Below are 21,479 nucleotides of genomic sequence, written 5' to 3'. Positions count from 1 at the left end.
CGCAGCGTAACGGCCCTGCGGGAATTCACCTATGCGGCCGAGGGCGCAGGGCTCTCCGGGCCCGGCCCCTCGACCGCCCGGATCATAACGGAAGATTGCTTCATATTGAACGCACCGAAACGTCATTATACCACAGATGCGACCCGCCGCATCGGCCTGGACGGAACTGCATCGCGTCGCCGTGATCGACAAGCTCGACTTCCTCCTCGCCCTGTCGCGCGAGCAGCATTTCGGCCGCGCCGCCGAAACCTGCGGCGTGACCCAGCAGACCCTGTCGGCGGGCGTGAAGAGCCTGGAGGACCGGCTCGGCGTGCGCCTGGTGCAGCGCGGCTCGCGCTTCCAGGGCTTCACCCCGGAGGGTGAGCGGGTCCTGTCCTGGGGGCGCCGCATCGTCGCCGATGCCCGCGCCATGCGGGAGGACGTGGCGACGCTCCGGCACGGGCCGGCCGGGCACCTGCGCATCGCCGCGATCCCGACGGCGCTGCCGATGGTGGCCTCGCTCACCACCCCCTATCGGGCCCGCTACCCCGATGTGCGGTTCAGCGTGGAATCCACCACCTCGACGGCGATCTTCGCGCTTCTCGAGAATCTCGAGGCGGATGCGGGCCTCACCTATCTCGACAACGAGCCCCTCGGGCGGGTCACGGTCGTGCCGCTCTACCAGGAGCGCTATCGCCTGCTCACGGCGGCGGGCGGGGCCTATGACGGGCGCGACGCCGTGACCTGGGCCGAGGTCAGCCGCATCCCGCTCTGCCTCCTGACGCCGGACATGCAGAACCGGCGGATCATCGACCAGCAATTGCGCGCCTCCGGCAGCGAGCCGGCGCCGACGCTCGAATCCAACTCGATGATCGTGCTGATGAGCCACGTGCGCACCCTGCAATGGGCCACCATCATGCCGGCGATCCTGGCCGACACCCTCGGGCCGATGGAGGGCGTGCGCGCCATCCCGATCGTCGCGCCCGACATCTGCCACACGATCGGCCTCGTGGCGCCCAAGCAGGAGCCCGGCACCCCGATGGTCTCGGCGCTCATCGGCATCGCCCGGCGTCTCGCCCGCAGCCTCGCGGGCGGCAGCCTGGAGGCCGAGTGCCGGCAGGGGTGCCTGGTCGGATGAACTGCCTGCTTCCCGGCGCGGAAGCGCGCGAGGCCCGCCGCACCGGTCCCCCGGAGGACGTCGCGGCCCGGCTCGGCGGGCGGCCGGCGCCCCGCTCCATCTCGCGCCTGCCTTGCCGCTGGATCCTCGACGGGGGCCTGCGCAGCTTCCGCAGCGAGCCGGCCTATGCGGGGCGCTCGACCGCGGCCCTCAAGATCCTGCTCGCGGTGGCGCTCGCGGCCGAGGACGGCGACCCGGAGGAGGACGGACCGGTCGCCGCGCTCCTCTCCTACGCGCAGATCGGCGCGTTGGCCGGCCTGTCCTCGCCGGTGCTCTCGGCGGGCAAGCGCCTCCTGGCCACGCAGGGGCTCATCGCGGTGTCGCAGGAGGGCCAGGGGCGCCGGGTCCGGTACCGGCTCACCGACGCGCCGGGCCCGGCCCGCTACGCCCGGATCGCGCATGCTCCGATCGACCCGAGCGCGCCCGACGCGAGCCTGTCCGACCTGCACCGCTTCACCAGCCGCTACGCGCGCGATTGCAACGCCCTGAAGCTCTACGCGCTGCTCTGCGCCCTCGCTGACCGGCGCGGCACGGTCGCGAGCCTGAGCTGCGCCGAGATCGCGGCGCGGACCAACATGTCCGAGACCAAGGCCCGCGGCGCCGTCGAGACCCTCGACGCCGACGGCTTGGCCATCGCGCGCGAGACCGATTTCCGGCTCATCCCCGGCCACATCGCCCACAGCTTCGCGGTCAGGCCGCTGCGCTGAAGCGCCCTCCAATCCGTGCGGCCGACTGCCCGCGCGGCTCAGAGCGAGCCGGAGGAACTCGCGAGGGTCGCGTGGCGGCGAAGCGTGTTGGCCTGCTCTTCCTGGCGCTGGAAGGCGGCCAGCGCCGGTCCGTCGAGGCCGTGCCCGTCGGGGAGGCGGATCTTCATCGGGTCCACGAAGTGGCCGTTGATGCTGACCTCGTAATGGACGTGCGGCCCGGTGGAGAGGCCGGTCGAGCCGACATAGCCGATCACCTGACCCTGGTGGACGCGCTGCCCGGCCGCGATGCCCTTGGCGAAGCGGAACATGTGGTTGTAGGCCGTGTCGTAGCCGTTGGCGTGCTGGATCTCGATGCGGTTGCCGTAGCCGCCGCGCGGACCGGCCGAGACCACCTTGCCGTCGCCGGTGGCCAGGATCGGGGTTCCGGCCTTGTTGGCCCAATCCACGCCGTTGTGGAACTTCGCGTAGCCGAGGATCGGGTGGTAGCGCGTGCCGAAGGGCGAGGTGATGCGCCCGTCCGCGATGGGCTTGCGCAGCAGGAACTTGCGCAGCGAGCCGCCCCGCTCGTCGTAATACGCGACGGCGCCGGTGCGCGGCGCCTCAAACCGGTAGGCCCGGTGCGTCTCGCCCCCGAGGACGAGGCTGGCATAGAGCACGTCCGGACGGTCATTGGCGTCCTCGGCCGGGCTGAACAGGAGTTCGAGCCGGTCGTCGGGCGCCACCGCACGCTGGAAATCGATGCCGAAGCCGAAGATCCCGACGAGATCCTCAGCCAGCGCGGGCGGCAGGCCGTTCCGCAGGATCGTGGCGTAGAGGCTCTCGTAGAGGCGCGTGGCGCCCTGGGCATCGTCGGCCTCGCTCGGGGCGCGGGCCGTGGTGCGGGGCGGCGGCGCCACCGAGACGAAGCCGCCGCGATCCTTCGCGGCCGCGATCTCCTCGATGCCCTCGGGCCCGTAGAGCGTGACGCGGCGGAGCTGGCGCGGCTCGCCCGGTTCCGGCCCCGGCGCGAACAGGAGGCGCAGGTGCTGCCCCTCCGACAGGCCCGTGCGGGCGTGCTCGCTGAGCACGCCGACGACCGCCTGGGCCACCCCCTCGCCGGCGCCGCTGGCCGCGAGCGCGGCCGCCAGCGTCTCGCCGCGCTTCAGGGTGAGGTCGCGCTGCGCGATGAGGGCGGCGGCCGAGTCGGCCTTGGAAATGGCGGTCACGTTCTCCGGGATGACATGGACCTCGATCGCCCGGAACGGGTCGGTCTCGGCCCCGGCCGCGATGGCCGCGTCGGCGGCGTCGGGGCGGGCGGCGCCGAGCGTGCGGGCGAGCAGGCTCTGCGACGCGAAGGGGAGCGCCAGAGCCCGGCCGGTGACGGCGGCGCGGCGGCGCTCCTCCTCGACGAGGGCCGTGACCTCGTCGTCCGACATGGCCGGCATCGCCTCCGCGGCGGCGTCCTCGGACAGGTCGGCCCGCGCGATGGTGACCTCGGCGTCGGACGGGTCGGCGGCAGGCTCGGACGGGCGCTCCGCATCGTCGGCGCGGGCGAAGAGCCGGACCGGATCGAAGCGCGGGATCTCGCCGGCCTCGGGGCCGATCGCGGCGGCGAGGCTGGTGGCGAGCCGCACGAAGGGGCGGACCTTCACCACCTCGTGGTCGCCGGCCTCCTGCGTGACGCGGGCGCTGAAGCTGTCCTTGTCGGAGGCGATCATCGCGTCCCGCACCAGGCGGTCGCCGCGCGGCTTGGCGTCGGGGCCCTCGTCCTCCCCCGCGGCGTTCAGGGCGTGGACGGCCCGCGGGGCGGAGAGCGCCGGCGCGGTGCTGCTGCCGTCGAGGGAGAGGAACAGCGCGGAGGCCATCAGGGCCGCCCCGACGGTGCCGATCAGGACGCTGGCGCCGAGCCAGCGCAGGCTGACATGGTGGCGCCCGAGGGCGCCCTCGGACTCCGGGAACAGGGGATCCGCGTCGACGATGGAGCGCGTCGACAGGCTGGGTCGGTCGTGACGGGGCATCGATTCACTGGAGGCGGCGGCCGGTACGGCAGAGCTTGCCGCGTTTCGCCTGCGAGTACGGCCGCTTTGAGGCCCGACCGCGTATCGTCTCGGCGCGGGCCCGGCGACCTGGCCCGGCGACCTGACCTGGCGACCTGACCTGGCGACCTGACCTGGCGACTTGGCCCAGCGACCTGGCCCGCCCTGGCCCGTGCCGGACGCTTCAGACCTTCCTGGTTATGCCCGGGCCCGCATGGACGACGCGCCGCCGGGGCGCCGGCCGGGCGCGGTGCCGACCACGCCAGGCCAGGAGGCGGGTGGCCATCCGATCAAGCAGCCACAGCATCGCGCTGATGACGATCGCCAATGCGCAGACGCCGCCGATGAGAACGCCCCAGATTCCGGGAGCCGGAATGATCATGAGACACAGCAACCCGAACGTGGCGACCCCGGGCATCCACTTAGCCATCTGACCGCCCACGTGAAGGAAGAGTGTCCGCACCTTACGCGGCGGCTGTGATCAAGATCTTAAGGCGGGTGGCGTCCGTTTGATCAAATTTTGCATTCAATAAAGCGGCGCATGACGATCGACGACATGGATCGGTTCAATGTTCAGGCCTCGATCGCGAAGGGCAGGATGCCGGCGGCGCGGATCGGGTGATCCGAGGATGCGGGGATCACAGGATCAAGGATCGGGTGCACCGGAAAAAAGACACCCGCCGCGGTCGGAGATGAACCGGGCGGGCTTGGAGTTCAGAAGGAACGTTCCCGGGGGAACGAGCTCAAGCTAGACGGTTGAGGGACCGGTTCAATTCGACCTTGGTCCAGTAGAGCCGTGAAGTCCGGCCCGGCCAGCCTGGAGCGCGAGGCGCGCCGCAGCGCCGGGCGGCGCCTCAGCGCAGCCCCTCCCCCGGGGTCGGCTCGGCCGCGGCGGCGCCGGGCTCGGGGGCGGCGGGCGTCGGGGGCGGCGTTTGCGCCGCCTGCTCCAGGAGCGCCCCGATCAGGCGCAGCAATTCCTGCCGCTCGGGTGCCCCGGCCGGGCCGGCCAGGAAGGCCCCGAGGGAGATGCGCGACATCTGGCCGCCCGAGGCCGGGTTGGCCTCGTGCAGGACGTGGATGTCGGTGGCGTCCTGGCCGCGGCAGAGCGACCAGCGGTCGCCGTTCTGGCTCGCGTAGAGCGGGTGCTTGAGACTCATGGGACCGCAAATCCTCTCGGGCCCGCCGCCGCGGGTGCGGCGTCGCGGGCGGGCGACGATCCAACGCGCGGCGGCGGCGATCGGTCGGGGCGGTTCGGGACGCCGCGTAAATCCTGGGGATCGGGCTCGGCCGGCCGGGACCTCGCCGCCGAGGTCGCGCGTTGCATGCAACTTCAGATCGTGGTCGCGCGGAGCCCCCATTGGCCAAACGGAAGCAGCAGACGAACCCGGACGTGGCGCCCGAGGCGATCGCGCCGCGCGTGCCCCTCGGCGCCCTCGCGGTCGCGCTCCTCGACCTCGAACGCTCCGCCCGTCCCCTGGTCCACGTTGCCCGCGACAACCGCCGCCTCGAACGTCTCGCCGCCCTGCTGCGCGCGCTGGCGCCCGAGCGCGGCGTCGCGATCTACCCCGAATGGGATTGCCTGCCCTACGACCGGGCCTCGCCCTCCCGCGGGGTGATGGGGACCCGCTGCGGTGTTCTGCGCTGGCTCACCGACCACGCGGCCCGGCCCGACTTCGTGCTGACGACGGCGCCCGCCCTGATCCAGCGCGTGCCGCCGCCCGAGATCTGGTCCGGGGCCCATCTCGAACTGCGCGTCGGCGACGCGATCGACCCAAGCGGGGTCGTCGCCGAGTTGCGGCGCCTCGGCTATATCGAGGATGACCGGGTCGACGAGCCCGGCGAGGTCGCCCTGCGCGGCCGGGTGATCGACGTCTTCCCGGCGGCCGCCCCCCGCCCCTGCCGGATCGAGCACGACGAGGCCCGCATCACCGCGATCCGCTCCTACGACGCGGTCTCGCAGCGCTCGGTCGCGGAGGTGACGGTGCTGGTCGTCGACGCCGCCACCGAGATCATCCTGGCGCCGGATTCCGCCGCGTGCCTCGTGCCCTTCAGCGGCCAGGAGCACCGGCTGGCGCAGTTCTACCCGGGTCTCGCGAGCCCCCTGGATTATCAGCCCGAGGCCCGCCTCGTGGTGGAGACCGGCGCGGAGGAGCGGGCCGCCGCCTTCTTCGAGCAGATCGCCGACGGAGAGGAGACGGCCGTCCCCTCCGCCCGCAGCAAGGCGGGCCAGGATGGCCTCTATCTCGACGCCGCGGCCTGGGCCGCGCAGGTCGCCGAGCGCCGCGTCGCGACCGCGAGCGAGGATGCGGGCGAATCCGCGACGATCCCGGTCTTCGCGCGCGACCGGCGGCCGAATCTCGCCTTCGCGCGCTGCCTGCGCGAGCGGCTGGCGGCCCAGGACCGCATTCTCCTGGCGGGTCCGGCGCCGGCTCTGCGCCGCCTCATCCGGCAGGCCGAGAAGGCGACCGAGCGCAACGTGCGGCGCGTGGCCGACTGGTCGGCGGTGCTCGCGGCCGAGCCCGGTGCCATCGTGGCGATCGAGGCGCCCCTCGATGCGGGCTTCCGCCTGCCCGAGCGCAACGTCACGGCGATCGCGGCGGCCGACCTCCTCGGGCAGCGCGGCGACGCCGCCATCGGGGCGGTCCCCCCGGTCCTGCCCATGGGCGAGGTCGACCTGCGGGTCGGCGACGTCGCCATCGACCGCGACCACGGCCTCTGCATCTTCGAGGGACTGGAGCGGCTGAGCCTCGCGGAGGGCGAGAGCGGGGATGCCCTGCGCCTGCGCTTTGCCGGGGACGACACCCTGATGGTGCCGGTGGCCCAGGCCGACCGGATCTGGCGCTACGGCTCCGAGGCCGACGCCGTCAGCCTCGACCGGCTGGAGGGCGGATCCTGGGAGAAGCGGCGCTGCCAGGCGGAGGCCGCCATCGCCCACACGGTCCGGCGCATGCTGGAGGAGGCCGCGGCCCGTCAGGAGGCCACGGCCGAGCCGCTGGTGCCGCCGGACCGGGAGATGGAGCGCTTCGCCGCCGGTTTCGGCTTCGCCCTGACGGCGGATCAGGCGAGCGCGGTGGACGGCGTCCTCGAAGACCTCGCGAGCGGGCGGCCGATGGACCGGCTCGTCTGCGGCGATGTCGGGTTCGGCAAGACCGAGATCGCCCTCAGGGCGGCGGCGGCGGCGTTGTTCGCCGGCAAGCAGGTCGCGGTCCTGGCCCCCACCACGGTGCTGGTGCGCCAGCATCTCGAGACCTTCCGCCGGCGCTTCGCCCGGTTCGGCATCGAGGCGGCGCAGCTGTCGCGGCTCGCCAGTCCCACGGAGGCCAAGCGCGTGAAGGCGGGCCTCGCCGACGGCAGCATCCGCCTCGTGGTCGGCACGCAGGCGCTTGCCGGGCGGGGCGTGCGCTTTTCCGATCTCGGCCTCACCATCATCGACGAGGAGCAGCGCTTCGGCGCCAAGATGAAGGCGACCCTGCGCGCGGCGTCGCAGGGCGCGCATGTCCTCACCCTCACGGCGACGCCGATCCCCCGCACCCTGCAATCCGCCCTCGTCGGCCTGCAGAGCCTCAGCGTCATCGCGACGCCGCCCGCGGTGCGCCAGCCGATCCGCACCGTGATCGCGCCTTTCGCGGCGGAGCCGGTGCGCGCTGCGCTGATGCGCGAGCACCGGCGCGGCGGCCAGAGCTTCGTGGTCTGCCCGCGCATCGAGGACATCGCCCCGATGCGCGCGCGGCTTTCCGAGATCGCGCCGGAACTCGAGATCCTGGTGGCGCATGGCGACCTCAAGCCCGCCGCGATGGACGAGGTGATGGTGCGCTTCGCCGACAGCGCCGGCGACGTGCTGCTCGCCACCAACATCATCGAGAGCGGGCTCGACGTGCCGCGGGCCAACACCATGCTGGTCTGGCGCGCCGACCGGTTCGGCCTCGCCCAACTGCACCAGCTCCGGGGCCGGGTCGGGCGCGGCCAGCGCCGGGGCGTCGCCTACCTGCTCGGGGACCCGGAGCAACCGCTCGCGCCCGCCACCGAGAAGCGCCTGCGCACCCTCGAAGCCCTCGACCGGCTCGGAGCGGGCTTCGCCATCAGCGCCCGCGACCTCGACATGCGCGGGGCGGGCGACCTCGTGGGCGACGCCCAGGCCGGCCACGTCAAGCTGATCGGCCTCGGCCTCTACCAGCACCTGCTGGAATTGACCCTGCGGGCCGCCAAGGGCGAGCCCGCCGAGGATTGGAGCCCGGAGATCCGCCTCGGGGTCTCGGGCTGCGTCCCGGAGGATTACGTGCCGGAGCCGGAGCTGCGCGTCGGCCTCTACACGCGCCTGCTCCGGCTGCGCGAGCGCCACGAGGTGGCGGCCTTGCGGGGCGAGGTCGAGGACCGGTTCGGCCCGCTGCCCCGGCCGGTCGAGGACCTGATGACCCTGGCGGAGCTGCGCACGGCCTGCGCGCAGCTCGGCATCACGCGCCTCAGCGGCGGCCCGGAGGGGATCGCGGCGGATTTCCGGGCGGGCTCGGCGGATGCGCTGACAGCCCTCGATCCCGAGATGGCGCGACGGGGCAACCGGCTGATCCTGCCCCGCGGCAGCGCCGACCCGACGGAGCGGGCCACCCTCGCGGCCGCCTTCCTCGAACGCCTGCTGGAGGCGCGGCAGGAGGCGCGGCAGGAGGCGCGAAATGAGGAGGGGCAGGAGTCGGAAAAGCCGGCAGGACGGGAGGAGCGCCGCGCGGATCCGAAGCCGCGCCGGACGGTGGCCAAGCGGGCCGATCCCGCCATGGCCTGACCGGCACGCGCCGAACATCCGGGACCCCGGGGCCGCTCGTCACGAGCCCCGGGGCCGCTCGCCACGGCCCCCGGGAACCCCCGGCCGGCTCTACGGTTTTCTGCCCGGCTTCGCGGTATTCTGGCGATCTCCGGCATCATGGTGCATAGGGCTCGTCGATATCCCGGCTGAGCCGTCCTGAAGCGAGGCTGTATTCGCGCATGCCAGAGGGCCTAGAGACGCCGGACCGGACGCGTTTTCCCGGCGGCGGCGTCATGGGAGAGCGCCTGCGCGCCCATGATTGGGCCGCGACCCCGCTGGGGCCGATGGAATCCTGGCCGCAATCCCTCTGCACCGCCGTGCGGGTGATGCTGGCCTCCCGCTTCGCCATGTGGATGGCCTGGGGCCCGGAGCTGATCTTCTTCTGCAATGACGCCTACCTGCCGACCCTCGGCGTCAAGGAAACCTGGGCGCTCGGCTCGCGCTCCGATGCCGTCTGGGCCGAGATCTGGCCCGATATCGGCCCGCGCATCGATCGGGTCTTCGCCACCGGCGAGGCGACCTGGGACGAGGGCCTGCTGCTGTTCCTGCAGCGCAGCGGCTTCACGGAGGAGACCTACCACACCTTCTCCTACTCGCCCCTCGCGGATGATCACGGCACGGTCACCGGGATGCTCTGCGTCGTCTCGGAGGAGACCGAGCGCGTCATCGGCGAGCGCCGCCTGCGCAAGCTGCGCGACCTCGGCGCCGGCATGGCGGGCATCCGCTCCGTCCCGGAGGTGGGAGCGGTGATCGAGAGCTGCCTCTCGGGCGGCGCGCACGACATCCCGGTCTTCCTCGCCTACCTGACCGGGCCGCAGGAGGCCGACACGTCCCTCCTGTCCCGCGCCGGCCTTCCCGCCGGCCACGCCGCCACGGGCCCGGCGGCTCTGGCCGCGATCGCCGCGCGCGCCGGACAAGTGAGCGAGCCGGCGATCGTCGCGGTCGCGGATCTCGGTCTCGCCTTCGCGGGCCTGCCCGCCGGGCCCTGGGACCTCCCCCCGAGCCACGTCCTCATCCTGCCGATCGCGCAGCAGGGCCAGGACCGGCCGGCCGGGCTCATCCTGGCCGGGCTCAACCCCTACCGCCCCCTCGACGAGGGCTACCGGGGCTTCCTCGATCTCTTCGCCGGGCAGATCGCCACGGGGCTCGCCAACGCGAACGCCTACGAGCAGGAGCGCCGCCGGGTCGAGGCGCTGGCGGAGATCGACCGCCAGAAGACCCTGTTCTTCTCCAATGTCAGCCACGAGTTCCGGACGCCCCTGACCCTGATGCTCGGGCCCCTGGAGGAGGTCATCGGCAAGGCCGAGGCGGAGGTGATGCCGGCGAACCGGCGCCTCGTCGAGGTCGCGCATCGCAACGGCCTGCGCCTCCTGAAGCTCGTCAACGCGCTCCTCGACTTCTCGCGGATCGAGGCCGGGCGGGCCCAGGCCGTGTTCGAGGCGACGGAGCTCGGCGCCTATACGGCCGAGCTCGCCTCGAGCTTCCGCTCGGCCACGGAGCGGGCGGGCCTCAGCCTCGACGTGGCCTGCGCGCCCCTCTCCGAGCCGGTCTTCGTCGACCGCGAGATGTGGGAGAAGATCGTCCTCAACCTGATCTCGAATGCCTTCAAGTTCACCCTCGCGGGCGGGATCCGGGTGGCGCTGGAAACGGCGGACGGGCAGGCCTGCCTGACGGTGAGCGACACCGGAACCGGCATTCCCGAGGCGGAGCTGCCGCGCCTGTTCGAGCGCTTCCACCGGGTGGCGGGTGCGCAGGGGCGCAGCTTCGAGGGCTCGGGCATCGGCCTCGCGCTGGTGCAGGAGCTGACGCATCTCCACGGCGGCCGCGTCAGCGTCGAGAGCCGCCCGGGCGCGGGCAGCACCTTCCGGGTCGCGCTGCCGCTGGGCAGCGAACACCTGCCGCCCGACCGCATCCACGCCGCGCGCACCCAGGCCTCGACGGCGACGCGCTCGCAGGCCTTTGTCGAGGAGGCGACGCGCTGGCTCGCCAATGCCGGCAGCGAAGCCATCGCCACGACCGAGGAGGCCGCGATGCCGCCGGTCGGCGACCGGGCCGTCGCTCCGGCGCGGGTCGAGCGGGTGCTGCTCGCCGACGACAACGCCGACATGCGCGACTACGTGCGCCGGCTCCTCACCAGCCGGGGCTACGTCGTCGAGGCGGTCGCGGACGGCGCGAGCGCCCTCGCGGCCGCGCGGGCCGCGCGGGCCGCGCCCCCCGACCTCGTTCTCTCCGACGTGATGATGCCGGGCCTCGACGGGTTCGGCCTGCTCGCGGCCCTGCGCGCCGACGCCGCCCTGCGCGCCGTCCCGGTCATCCTGCTCTCGGCTCGGGCCGGCGAGGAGGCGCAGATCGAGGGGGTGGGCGCCGGCGCGGACGATTACCTGACGAAGCCCTTCTCGGCCCGCGAGCTCCTGGCGCGGGTGGAATCGAACCTGAAGCTCGCCCGCGCCCGGCGGGAGGCGGCGGACGTGCTGCGCCAGCTCAACGAGAGCCTGGAGGCGCAGGTGGCCGAGCGGACGCGCGAGCGCGACCGGATGTGGCGCCTGTCCAAGGACATCATGCTGATCGCGGGCTTCGACGGCATGATCCAGGCCGTGAACCCGGCCTGGACCGAGGTCCTCGGCTGGGAGGCGCAGGACCTGATGGGATCGCGCTTCCTCGATTACGTGCATGCCGACGAGCGGCAACGGACGCTGGAGGAGTTGCATCGTTTGCGGGACGGGGCCGCGACGCCGCGCTTCGAGAACCGCTACCGCCACAAGGACGGGTCCTACCGCATCCTGTCCTGGACCGCGGTGCCGAGCGAGGGCCATCTCCACGCGGTCGGGCGCGACGTGACCGAGCAGCGCGACCTGGAGGACGCCTTCCGCCAGGCCCAGAAGATGGAGGCGGTGGGCCAGCTCACGGGCGGCATCGCGCACGATTTCAACAACCTGCTCACCGGCATCTCGGGGAGCCTCGAATTGCTGCAATCGCGCCTGGCGCAGGGCCGCTACGGCGATGTGGACCGCTACATCAACGCCGCCCAGGGCGCCTCGAAGCGGGCGGCTGCGCTGACGCACCGCCTGCTCGCCTTCTCGCGCCGCCAGACGCTCGACCCGAAGCCCACCAACGTGAACCGGCTCGTCACCGGCATCGAGGAGCTGATCCGGCGCTCGGTCGGCCCCGCGATCCCCCTGGAGGTCGTCACGGCGAGCGGCCTGTGGAGCACCCTGGCGGATCCGAACCAGCTGGAGAACGCGCTCCTCAACCTCTGCATCAATGCCCGCGACGCCATGCCGGACGGGGGGCGCCTGACGATCGAGACCGGCAATCGCTGGCTCGACGCGCGCGCCGCCCGCGAGCAGGACCTGCCGCCCGGCCAGTACGTCTCGCTCTGCGTCAGCGACACCGGCACCGGCATGACGCCCGAGGTGATCAAGCGCGCCTTCGACCCGTTCTTCACCACCAAGCCGATCGGGGCGGGCACCGGGCTCGGGCTCTCGATGATCTACGGCTTCGCCCGTCAATCGGGCGGGCAGGTGCGGATCTATTCCGAGATCGGCGAAGGCACGATGGTCTGCCTCTACCTGCCGCGCCATCGGGGCGAGACGGACGAGGCGGAGCTGCCGCACGCCGTCACGGCCGTGCCGCGGGCCGAGCAGGGCCAGACCGTCCTGGTCGTCGATGACGAGCCCACCGTGCGCATGCTGGTCACGGAGGTTCTGGAAGCGCTCGGCTACACCGCCATCGAGGCGCCCGACAGCGCAATCGGCCTGCGCATCCTGCAATCGGGGGCGCGGATCGACCTCCTGGTCACCGATGTCGGACTCCCCGGCGGCATGAACGGGCGCCAGATGGCCGATGCGGGGCGCGCCGGGCGGCCGGACCTGAAGGTCCTGTTCATCACCGGCTACGCCGAGAACGCCGTGCTGGGCAACGGCCAGCTCGAACATGGCATGCAGGTCCTCACGAAGCCCTTCGTGATGGACACCCTGACGGCGCGCATCCAGGAGCTGATCCTCAAGGATTGAGGATCAGCACCGCGCGCGGCGGGCGCTTGCGATAATTCAATATACAAAAGACGCGGGCGCCAAGTTGCGGACGGAGCCCAGGCTGGTCGAGAATGCCAATTCAGGGCTTCAGGCCAAGGCTTCTTCGAACCGCGCCACCATCTTTTGGCATACACAATGCCTGCCATCATGGCCAGCCTCGCGCCTCTTCTCGGCCGTTACGCAAGTGCATCGCAACAAGACTATGCCGCGACGCAAGAAGGGCCCTTGTGCACTTGCGGAGAACGGCTCCGCTCTCTAGGCTCGCCCTGTCCGTCGAAGAAAGACTTCCGCCGTGTCCGCCTCAGCAAGATAATACTTGCGCAACCGGCCGCGAGAGGGGGCGACAGGAGGAATAGAGGTCTCATGCGGAAAAATAAGGTCATTACCGCCGAAGAGGCGATCGCGCTGATCCGGAACGACGACGTCGTCACTACGACCGGTTTCGTACAGAGCTGCATCCCCGAGGCGCTCCACGCGGCCCTGGAGCGGCGCTTCGTCGAGACGGGCGCCCCGCGCGGCCTCACCCTGATCATGACCGCGGGCGCGGGCGACAGCAAAGGGCTCGGCACCGGGCGCCTACACCATGACGGGCTCCTCAGCCGGGTCATCGCGGCGAATTTCGGCCGGATGCCGAAGGTCGCGCAGGCCGCGCAGGAGAACAAGATCCTGGGCTACAACCTGCCCCAGGGCGTGATCTCGCAGCTCTACCGCGCCTGCGCGGCGGGCCAGCCGGGCCTGTTCTCCAAGGTCGGCCTCAAGACCTATGTCGATCCGCGCCACGGCGGCGGCCGCGTGAACGACGTCACCCGGGAGGACATCGTCAAGCTCGTCGAGGTCGCGGGCGAGGAGTGGCTGTTCTACACCGCCACCAAGATCGACGTGGCCTTCATCCGCGGCACCTCGGCCGACCCCTCGGGCAACCTCTGCATGGCCAAGGAGGCGCTGACCCTCGACAACCTCGCCCAGGCCATGGCGGCCCGCAACAACGGCGGCATCGTCATCGCGCAGGTGGAGCGCATCGTCGAGCAGGGCTCGATCAAGCCCAAGGACGTGCGCGTGCCCGGCATGCTGGTGGATTGCGTGGTCGTGGCCGAGCCCGAGCAGCACCGCATGAATTACGGCATCATGCACGACGCGGCGCTGGCGGGGGAGATCCGGGTGCCGGTCGGCGCCATGGCGCGGATGCCCCTCGACGCCCGCAAGATCATCGCCCGCCGCGCCGCCTTCGAGCTGCCGCCGAACGGCGTGGTCAATCTCGGGGTCGGCGCGCCCGAGGGCATCTCGTCGATCGCCGCCGAGGAGAAGGTCACCCCCTACATCACCCTCACCACCGAGGCTGGCGCCGTCGGCGGGGTGCTAGCGAGCGGTTCGAGCTTCGGGGCGGCCACCAACGCCGACTGCATCATCGACCAGAACCAGATGTTCGACTTCTACGACGGCGGCGGCCTCGACATGACCTGCCTCGGCATGGCCGAGTGCGACGGCCAGGGCAACGTCAACACCAGCCGCTTCGGCGGGCGCCTCAACGGCTGCGGCGGCTTCATCAACATCTCACAGAACGCCCGCAAGGTGATCTTCGCCGGCACCTTCACGGCGGGGGGCCTCGTCACCAAGGTGGAGGACGGCAAGCTCCGGATCCTGCAGGAGGGCCGCTCGCGCAAGTTCGTCGCCGAGGTCGAGCAGAACACCTTCAGCGGCCCCTTCGCGCAGGAGCGCAACCAGCCCGTCCTCTACGTGACCGAGCGCTGTGTCTTCCACCTGACTCAGCGCGGCCTCGAACTGATCGAGGTGGCGCCCGGCATCGATATCGGCCGGGACATCCTCGCCCACATGGCGTTCACGCCGATCATCGAGAACCCGATCACGATGGATCTCCGGATCTTCCGGGACGAGCCGATGGAGCTGCTCGCCGACCTCCTCAACCTGAACCTCTGCGAGCGGGTGAGCTACGATGCGGGCCGCAACCTGCTCTTCGTCAACCTCGAGGGCTGGCAGGTCCGCTCGAAGGGCGACATCGAGGCCCTGCGGCAGGTGCTGGAGACCGCCTGCCTGAAGGCCGGGCAGCGGGTGAACTCGGTGGTCAACCACGACGGGTTCCGCATCACCGAGAACCTGTACGACGATTACGCCGAGATGATCGAGTACATGATGCGCCACCACTACGTGACCTCGACGCGCTACGCGACGAGCGCCTTCCTGCGCCTCAAGATGCAGGAGGCCCTGCGCAAGCGCGGGCTCGCCCCGCACATCTTCGAGCGCAAGGAGGACGCGCACGCCTTCCTGGACGCCGCGGAGCGCCGCGAGACCACGATCGCCTCGGCGGCCTGAGCGGCCTCGCGCGCGGGACCTCGCGAGGCTCCGCGCGCCACCGGCCGGGTGCGCCCCGGCTTGTCCGGGCAACGCTCCTATTGGGCGTCGTGGAAGATGATGCCGGTGGTGTAGCGCTCGCCCGTTCGCACCCGGCTGACGCCGTGGCGCAGATTCACCCGATAGGTGCCCCGCCGGCCCTCGACCGGGCGGGTGTGGACGGCGAAGACCACGGCCTCGCCGCGGGCGAGCGGCACCACCTCCGCCCGCGACTGCATCCGGGGCCGCTGCTCGGTAAGGACGAAGGCGCCGCCGGTGAAATCCTCGCCCGGCTGCGACAGCAGGATCGCCACCTGCAGCGGGAAGACATGCGCGCCGTAGAGGTCCTGGTGCAGGCAATCGTAGTCGCCCGGCCCGTAGCGCAGCAGCAGCGGCGTCGGCCGCTCCTGGCCGGCTTCGTGGCAGCGCGCCAGGAATTCCGCATGCGCCGGCGGATAGCGGGTCGGCAGGTCCATCGCGGCATTCCAGCGATTGGCGACCGGCGCCAGGCGCGCGTAGAGGCGCGGGCGCAGGGCCGCGATCGGGGCCGGCAGGGGATAGGCGTAGTACTTGTACTCGCCCTGCCCGAACCCGTGCCGGGCCATGACGATCCGGCTGCGGAACGGCGCCTCCTCCGAATAGAGGGCGCGCAGGGCCGCGCAGGCCTCGGGTTCGAGGAGCCGGCCCATGGCGGCGCAGCCGAACGCGTCGAGATCGGCCGCGATCCGGTCCCAGTCGAGCGCCTCGACGCGATCGCTCACCGGTCGACGCTCTCGCGGAGCGCGACGCCATCAGGTCGGGCGACGCCCTCGCGGGCGAGGAGATCGCGCTTGCGCGCGACGCCCCAGCGATAGCCGGACAGGGCGCCGTCCTGGCGCACCACGCGATGGCACGGGATCGCCACCGCGAGGGCGTTCTGCCCGCAGGCCCGCGCCACCGCCCGCGTGGCGGTGGGTGCCCCGATGGCGCGCGCGATCTCGGCGTAGCTCGCGGTGGTGCCGGCCGGGATCCGGCGCAGGGCCTCCCAGACGCGCTGCTGGAACGCGGTGCCGCCGATATCGAGGGGCAGCCCGAAGGCGCCGGCCGGCGCCTCGACGAAGCCCACGACCCGCGCGACCAGCGCCTCGAAATCGGCCTCGCCCCCCACCAGCTCGGCCGCGGGGAAGCGATCCTGAAGGTCCCGCAGCAGGGCGTCCGGATCGTCCCCAAGCAGGATCGCGCAGACACCCCGCTCGGTCGCCGCCACCAGGATGGCGCCGAGCGAGCAGGCGCCGAGCGCGAAGCGGATCCGGGTGCCGGCCCCGCCCCGGCGATAGGCCGTCGGGGTCATGCCGAGGCGCGCGCCGGCATAGAAGCGGCTCGCGGAATTGTAGCCTGCCGCGTAGATCGCCTCCGTCACGGTCCCGGCCTCCTGAAGGCCCTCGGCGACGCGCTCCGCCCGCCGCGCCCCCGCATAGGCCCTGGGCGTGACCCCGGTGATCCGCTTGAAGACCCGGTGGAAGTGGAAGGGGCTCATCCCGGCCGCGCGGGCGAGGTCGTCGAGGACCGGCAGCGTCTCGGCCGTCTCGATCAGCCGGCAGGCGCGGGCGATCGCGGCGGCCTGGCGCGCCTCCGGCGCCGCCTCGTTCGGGCGGCAGCGCTTGCAGGGCCGGAAGCCGGCCGCCTCCGCGGCCTCGCAGGTGGGATGGAAGCGCACGTTCTCGGGCCGGGCGGCGCGCGCCGCGCAGCTCGGGCGGCAATAGATCCCGGTGGTGCGCACCGCGTAGACGAACTGGCCGTCGGCGCGGCGGTCCCGGCTGGCGAGCGCGGCCCAGCGCCCGGCGTCGTCCTCCGCCCGGGTCTCGGTCTGCAGGTCCGTGATCGGCATCGCCATCTCCTCCGAGGGGGCGCCGTCGGCACCCCGCGAGGCCGCACTCTCACCGGTTCGCGGAGCGCCCGCATCCCGGTCCTTGCTCCCGCATCGCGCTGGCGCCGAATCCGCGTCGGCCGCCCAGAGATGCATCGCCGCGTAGGCGCGCCAGGGCCGCCAGCCTTCGGCGCGATTGAGGAGTTCGGCGCGGCTCGGGCGCCGCTGCCCGGTTTCGAGGGCGCGCAGCAGGCCGATATCGCCCGGCGGCAGGGCGTCGGGCTCGCGCAGGGCCCGCATCGCGATGTACTGCGCCGTCCAGGGACCGATGCCCCGCAAGGCCGTCAGCCGCGCCACCGCGGCGGCCAGACCCTGGCCCGGTGCGAACAGGGTCGGGTCCGCGGCCGCGGCCGCCGCGAGGCTCCGGATCGCCGCGCCGCGGGCGCGCGGCATGTTGAGCGCCCGAGAGATGTCGGCCTCGGCGAGGTCCTGCGGCGCGGGAAAGACGTGGCTGAGACCGGGCTCGGCCTCGGCCGCGAGGGGAGGCCCGTAGGTGGCCACGAGCGCCGCGGCGAGCAGGGTCGCGGCCGTCACCGAGACCTGCTGGCCGAGGATCGCCCGCACGCCGAGCTCGAACCCATCCCAGGCGCCCGGCACGCGCAGGCCGGGCCGGGCCGAGACGAGGCGCGCGAGATCGGGATCGCCCGACAGCTGCGCCCCGATGGCGGCGCGATCGGCCGCGACGTCGAACAGGCGCCCGATCCGCGCCAGGATCGCCGGAATGGCTCCGGGATCCGGGAAGCGCAGATCCGCGATGAGGCCCGCCGCGCCCGCTTCGCGCACGCGGAGCGTGCCATGGCGCCCGCCGAGGCTGATCGTGCGCGCGTAGGCACCGGAGGTGACGCGTTCGAGGCCCGGAACCGCCCGGGCGGCCAGGAAGGCCCGGATCCCCTCCCAATCGTAGGGCGCCGTGCAGGCGATCGGGTGGGGGCCGCCCGGGACGGTCGGGCGGCTCGATGGCTCTGTGCGGCCGCGTCGCATGGGACTGTCATAGGCCTCCGGGCCCGCGCCCGATAGCCGAGGCGGGCGCGCCCGGCACCGCGTTTCTTGGCACCGCGTTTCTTGGCGCCGAATTCGGGCGCGCCCCGGGCGCCGGCCTCAGGCCGCGGCCGGGCGTGCCGCGGCGGCGTCCCGGACCGCCTCCAGAGCGCGCACGCGCGGGATCACCTGCTCGCCGAAATACTGGACCTCCTCCTGGAAATGCAGGAAGGCCAGAAGCGCCAGGTCGACGCCGACCTCCTTGAGCGCGACGATGCGCTCGGCGATCTGGTCCGGCGTGCCGATCAGGTTGGTCTTGAAGCCGTCATTGTACTGGACGAGATCCTCGAAACTCGACTTCGCCCAGTTCCCCTCCCCCTCGGGCGAGGCCCTGCCGGCATTCTTGACCTCGTGCCCGAAGGCCTTCACGGCTTCCGGGTCGGCGTGGTCGATGATCTCCTGCAGCACCGCGCGGGCTTCCGCCTCGGTGTCGCGGGCGATCACGAAGGCGTTCACGCCGATCCTCACCCGGCGCGCGTTGGCGGCGGCCTTGGCCCGCACGTCCTCGACCTGGGCGCGGATGCCCTCCGGGGTGTTGCCGTTGGTGAAGTACCAGTCGGAGACCCGGGCCGCCATGTCCCGCGCCGCCCGGGAGGAGCCGCCCTGGAAGATCTCGGGCTGCGGCTCGGCCGGCTTCGGCTTCAGGGTATAGTTGGCGTAGCGGTAGAAATCGCCCCGGAAGGTGAAGTCGTCCTGGGTCCAGATCCCGCGCAGCGCGCGGATGAATTCCTCGGAGCGGCGATAGCGCTCGTCGTGGTCGAGCCAGGGCTCGCCGATCGCCCGGAACTCGCCCGAGAACCAGCCGCTCACCACGTTGATGGCGATGCGCCCCTCGGACAATTGGCTGATCGTCGCGATCTGCTTGGCCGCGAGCGTCGGATTCCACGGGCCCGGGAGCAGCGCCGCGATCACCTTCAGGCGGGTCGTGGCAGCGAGCAGCGCGTGGCTGAAGGCGACCGATTCGTGCTGGTACTCGGCGCCGTAGCCGGCGGTGAAGCGGATCTGCGTCAGCGCGTAGTCGAAGCCCGCCTCCTCGGCGATCTGCGCCAGCCGCCGGTTGTAGGCCGCATCCCAGCTCGTGCGCTGCGGGATGCGGCTGATGACGAGGCCGCCCGAGACGTTCGGGACCCAATAGGCGAAGCGGATCGGCTCGGGGCTGGGCGGCTGGAACATGGCGCGTTTCCTGGATTGAGCGTCGTCAATAAGTCGAGATCCGGCTGTCGATCGATGAATGATCCCATTCCGAATACATTTATTCAGAATGCGTCTATAAGATTTCACCGGTGGCTCGTCTCGACAAGCATTGCCGGGGAGACTTCCTCCGTCAACGGAAGCAAAAGCTGTTTTCGGGGCGAATTCGACGAAACCGTCCCGTTCCGGATCGGCCGCGCGGGAGGATCGTTTTGTTGGTTCGCCTCGACGGCGGCGCGGCGCTCGCGGCCCGGCAAGGCCTGCCCCGGCGGAGGGAATGGGTCGACGCGAGCGGGGCCGGCATGGCAGAAGCGTCGAAACTGCGCAGGGTCACGGTCGTGAGCGAGAGTGGGACACCGCCGAAAACAACCTTCGGCGTCGAGATGGGGCCGGGCGATCCGCGCATCCGCATCCAGATCGGGGAACGCTCGATTCCCGTCGATATCGGGCCGGAGCAGGCGGCCGAACTCGGCCTCGCCCTCCTGGCCGCCAGCGCGGTGTGCTCGCCCGGGCATCCGCGCCCGGCGCCGGGCGAGCCGATCCATTCCGCCCACATGCCGGTCCTGGGCTGGCAGACCGGGACCTTGAGCGCGGCGCGCCTGCCCGTCCTGGTGACGACCTTGCTCGGAGGGGCCCGCCTGATCCTGCGCTTCACGCCCGAGCAGGCGGCGAGCTGCGGCGAGGCGCTGAACGCCGTCGCCGCCAGCGTGCTGGATCCGCCCGCCCGTTGAGGGGCCGGCTCAGGCGCCGAGGCGGTCCGCGACGTCCTCGGCCAGCGACAGGCTGGCGGTGAGGCCGGGGCTCTCGATGCCGAACAGGTGCACGAGGCCGGCCATTCCGTGCTCGCCCGGCCCGTCGACGCGGAAATCCACCGGTGCCTCGCCGGGTCCGACGAGCTTCGGGCGGATGCCGGCGTAATCGGGCACGAGCGCGCCGTCCGGAAGGCCGGGCCAGTAGCGGCGGATCGATTCGGTGAACGCCGCGCTCCGGCCCGGATCGACGCTGTAGTCGATCCGTTCGACCCACTCGACATCGGGGCCGAAGCGCATCCGCCCCGCGAGATCGAGGGTCAGGTGCGTGCCGAGGCCGCCATCGACGGGGGCCGGGTAGATCAGGTGCCGGAACGCGGCCTTGCCGGTGCAGCCGAAATAATGCCCCTTGGCGAGGACGAGGCGCGGCAGCCGCTCCGGCGGGTAGCCCTGCGTGCGCTCGGCGATCCCCTGCGCCCCGAGGCTCGCCGCGTTGACGACGGCGTCGCATTCCATCTCGCCCGCGCTCGCGCCGCCGAACCGGGCGATCCAGACCCCGTCCCGGCGCGACAAGCCCTCGACGGGCGTGCGGAACGCGATCATGCCGCCCCGCGCCTCGAGGTCGCCCTGCAGGGCCAGCATCAGGCCGTGACTGTCGACGATGCCGGTCTCCTCGGACAGGAGGGCGCCGACGCAGGCGAGGTTCGGCTCCAGGGCCCGGGCGGCCTCACCGTCGAGGAGATGCAGGTTCTCGACGCCGTTGGCGAGACCCTGGGCGTGGATCGCCGCGATCTTGGCTGTCTCCGCCTCGCGCGTCGCCACCACGAGCTTGCCGCAGCGCGCATGCGCGACGCCGTGGCTTTGGCAGAACGCGTAGAGCATCCGGCGACCCGCGACGCAGTGCCGGGCCCGCAGGGAGCCGGTCGGGTAGTAGAGGCCCGCATGGATGACCTCGGAATTGCGCGAGGACACGCCCGTCCCGATGGCGCTCTCGGTCTCGCTGACGATCACGTCGTGGCCGCGCTCCGCCAGGGCCCGCGCGACGGCGAGCCCGACGATTCCAGCGCCGATGACGAGGCATTGCATGCTCAAGCGGCTCCGCGCACCCGCCGCGGACCGGTGCGGCGGCACCGGATGCAGGCTGCGCAAGCGCCTTGGCAGACGCGGCCCACCGGCGCAAGCGCGATGGGCCGAGCGCTCGCGCCGGGCTCTACCGCTCGCGCCAGGTCTTACCGCTCACGCCAAGCCTTGGCGATCTGGTCGGTCAGCGGCTTGGTGAGATAGCTCAGCACCGAGCGCTCGCCGATCTGCATGAAGGCCTCCACCGGCATGCCCGGTACCAGCCGCACCCCGCCAAGGCGCTCGCGCTGGTCCTCCGCCACCCGGATCCGGGCCGTGTAGTAGCTCATCCCGCTCTTCGGGTCCGTGGTCACATCCGCCGAGACCCGGCTCACCTGGCCGTCGATCTCGGGCGTTACCCGCTGGTTGAAGGCGGGAAAGCGCAGGATCGCCTTCTGGGTGAGGCGCACGTTGTCGATGTCC

At 72.2% G+C, this 21,479-nt stretch carries 14 protein-coding genes and 1 pseudogene; 6 read left to right on the top strand and 9 right to left on the bottom strand.

What is annotated here, in order from left to right; translation table 11 throughout:
- The first annotated feature begins 181 nt into the window (after window positions 1–181).
- The gene (locus F6X53_RS25870) at window positions 182–1,117 is read left to right on the top strand and encodes a LysR family transcriptional regulator (protein ID WP_151003800.1); all 936 of its coding nucleotides are present in this window, start codon (window positions 182–184) and stop codon (window positions 1,115–1,117) included.
- A complete protein-coding gene (locus F6X53_RS32685; protein WP_191971008.1) occupies window positions 1,114–1,863 on the top strand; it encodes a hypothetical protein in 750 nt (249 codons plus the stop codon). Before F6X53_RS25870 ends, F6X53_RS32685 begins: the two co-directional genes overlap by 4 nt.
- A gap of 38 nt (window positions 1,864–1,901) precedes the next feature.
- Here F6X53_RS32685 and F6X53_RS25860 read toward each other — a convergent pair whose 3' ends face one another.
- The 3 genes from F6X53_RS25860 to F6X53_RS25850 all read right to left on the bottom strand — a co-directional run bounded on the left by F6X53_RS25860 (window position 1,902) and on the right by F6X53_RS25850 (window position 5,035).
- Window positions 1,902–3,860 carry a M23 family metallopeptidase gene (locus F6X53_RS25860; RefSeq protein ID WP_151003752.1) on the bottom strand — a complete coding sequence of 653 codons (1,959 nt, stop codon included), beginning with the start codon at window positions 3,858–3,860 and terminating at the stop codon, window positions 1,902–1,904.
- Window positions 3,861–4,062: 202 nt separating this feature from the next.
- Complete coding sequence (locus tag F6X53_RS25855; protein WP_306426613.1) at window positions 4,063–4,296, bottom strand: hypothetical protein; 234 nt, start codon at window positions 4,294–4,296, stop codon at window positions 4,063–4,065.
- A gap of 436 nt (window positions 4,297–4,732) precedes the next feature.
- Window positions 4,733–5,035 carry a hypothetical protein gene (locus tag F6X53_RS25850; protein WP_151003748.1) on the bottom strand — a complete coding sequence of 101 codons (303 nt, stop codon included), beginning with the start codon at window positions 5,033–5,035 and terminating at the stop codon, window positions 4,733–4,735.
- A gap of 200 nt (window positions 5,036–5,235) precedes the next feature.
- Here F6X53_RS25850 and F6X53_RS25845 point away from each other — a divergent pair, with 200 nt between their 5' ends.
- From F6X53_RS25845 to F6X53_RS25835, 3 genes are all read left to right on the top strand, one after another.
- Window positions 5,236–8,652, top strand: coding sequence for a TRCF domain-containing protein (locus F6X53_RS25845; RefSeq protein ID WP_151003746.1), 3,417 nt, complete (start codon window positions 5,236–5,238; stop codon window positions 8,650–8,652).
- A gap of 200 nt (window positions 8,653–8,852) precedes the next feature.
- A complete protein-coding gene (locus F6X53_RS25840; protein WP_151003744.1) occupies window positions 8,853–12,686 on the top strand; it encodes an ATP-binding protein in 3,834 nt (1,277 codons plus the stop codon).
- Between the two features lie 384 nt (window positions 12,687–13,070).
- Window positions 13,071–15,035 (top strand): acyl CoA:acetate/3-ketoacid CoA transferase, encoded by a 1,965-nt coding sequence (locus tag F6X53_RS25835; protein ID WP_151003742.1) that lies wholly within the window; start codon window positions 13,071–13,073, stop codon window positions 15,033–15,035.
- Between the two features lie 77 nt (window positions 15,036–15,112).
- Here F6X53_RS25835 and F6X53_RS25830 read toward each other — a convergent pair whose 3' ends face one another.
- The 4 genes and pseudogenes from F6X53_RS25830 to sfnG all read right to left on the bottom strand — a co-directional run bounded on the left by F6X53_RS25830 (window position 15,113) and on the right by sfnG (window position 19,170).
- On the bottom strand, window positions 15,113–15,814 hold the full coding sequence (locus tag F6X53_RS25830; protein WP_238298813.1) for a 2OG-Fe(II) oxygenase: 702 nt from the start codon (window positions 15,812–15,814) through the stop codon (window positions 15,113–15,115).
- Window positions 15,811–16,920 carry a bifunctional DNA-binding transcriptional regulator/O6-methylguanine-DNA methyltransferase Ada gene (ada, locus tag F6X53_RS32940; RefSeq protein WP_210386414.1) on the bottom strand — a complete coding sequence of 370 codons (1,110 nt, stop codon included), beginning with the start codon at window positions 16,918–16,920 and terminating at the stop codon, window positions 15,811–15,813. The genes F6X53_RS25830 and ada overlap by 4 nt, the downstream gene beginning before the upstream one ends.
- A gap of 630 nt (window positions 16,921–17,550) precedes the next feature.
- A pseudogene (locus tag F6X53_RS33890) lies at window positions 17,551–17,940 on the bottom strand (AlkA N-terminal domain-containing protein); the annotation flags it as partial.
- A gap of 117 nt (window positions 17,941–18,057) precedes the next feature.
- Entirely contained in the window at window positions 18,058–19,170 is a 1,113-nt protein-coding gene (sfnG, locus tag F6X53_RS25820) for a dimethylsulfone monooxygenase SfnG (RefSeq protein ID WP_151003738.1), read from the bottom strand.
- A gap of 233 nt (window positions 19,171–19,403) precedes the next feature.
- Between sfnG and F6X53_RS25815 the strand changes: the two genes are divergently transcribed.
- A complete protein-coding gene (locus F6X53_RS25815) occupies window positions 19,404–19,919 on the top strand; it encodes a hypothetical protein (protein WP_151003736.1) in 516 nt (171 codons plus the stop codon).
- A 9-nt stretch (window positions 19,920–19,928) separates the two neighbouring features.
- Here the strand turns inward: F6X53_RS25815 and F6X53_RS25810 are convergent, their stop codons facing one another.
- Both F6X53_RS25810 and F6X53_RS25805 read right to left on the bottom strand, forming a co-directional pair.
- Window positions 19,929–21,023 (bottom strand): NAD(P)/FAD-dependent oxidoreductase, encoded by a 1,095-nt coding sequence (locus F6X53_RS25810; protein WP_151003796.1) that lies wholly within the window; start codon window positions 21,021–21,023, stop codon window positions 19,929–19,931.
- Between the two features lie 143 nt (window positions 21,024–21,166).
- On the bottom strand, window positions 21,167–21,479 hold a 313-nt coding region (locus F6X53_RS25805; RefSeq protein WP_191971007.1), incomplete at its 5' end, for a beta-barrel domain-containing protein.

It is taken from the genome of Methylobacterium soli, from assembly GCF_008806385.1.
Taxonomy (GTDB): domain Bacteria; phylum Pseudomonadota; class Alphaproteobacteria; order Rhizobiales; family Beijerinckiaceae; genus Methylobacterium; species Methylobacterium soli.
The sequence above is the reverse complement of the archived record's forward strand: the minus strand, read 5'-3'. Positions and strand labels throughout refer to the sequence as shown.

What these genes read in the sequence shown, in the direction of transcription:
- F6X53_RS32685 (WP_191971008.1), top strand. Translation starts at nt 1,114, where the DNA reads ATGAACTGCCTGCTTCCCGGCGCGGAAGCGCGCGAGGCCCGCCGCACC.
- ada (WP_210386414.1), bottom strand. Translation starts at nt 16,920, where the DNA reads ATGCCGATCACGGACCTGCAGACCGAGACCCGGGCGGAGGACGACGCC.
- F6X53_RS25855 (WP_306426613.1), bottom strand. Translation starts at nt 4,296, where the DNA reads ATGCCCGGGGTCGCCACGTTCGGGTTGCTGTGTCTCATGATCATTCCG.
- F6X53_RS25835 (WP_151003742.1), top strand. Translation starts at nt 13,071, where the DNA reads ATGCGGAAAAATAAGGTCATTACCGCCGAAGAGGCGATCGCGCTGATC.
- F6X53_RS25860 (WP_151003752.1), bottom strand. Translation starts at nt 3,860, where the DNA reads ATGCCCCGTCACGACCGACCCAGCCTGTCGACGCGCTCCATCGTCGAC.
- F6X53_RS25840 (WP_151003744.1), top strand. Translation starts at nt 8,853, where the DNA reads ATGCCAGAGGGCCTAGAGACGCCGGACCGGACGCGTTTTCCCGGCGGC.
- sfnG (WP_151003738.1), bottom strand. Translation starts at nt 19,170, where the DNA reads ATGTTCCAGCCGCCCAGCCCCGAGCCGATCCGCTTCGCCTATTGGGTC.
- F6X53_RS25850 (WP_151003748.1), bottom strand. Translation starts at nt 5,035, where the DNA reads ATGAGTCTCAAGCACCCGCTCTACGCGAGCCAGAACGGCGACCGCTGG.
- F6X53_RS25810 (WP_151003796.1), bottom strand. Translation starts at nt 21,023, where the DNA reads ATGCAATGCCTCGTCATCGGCGCTGGAATCGTCGGGCTCGCCGTCGCG.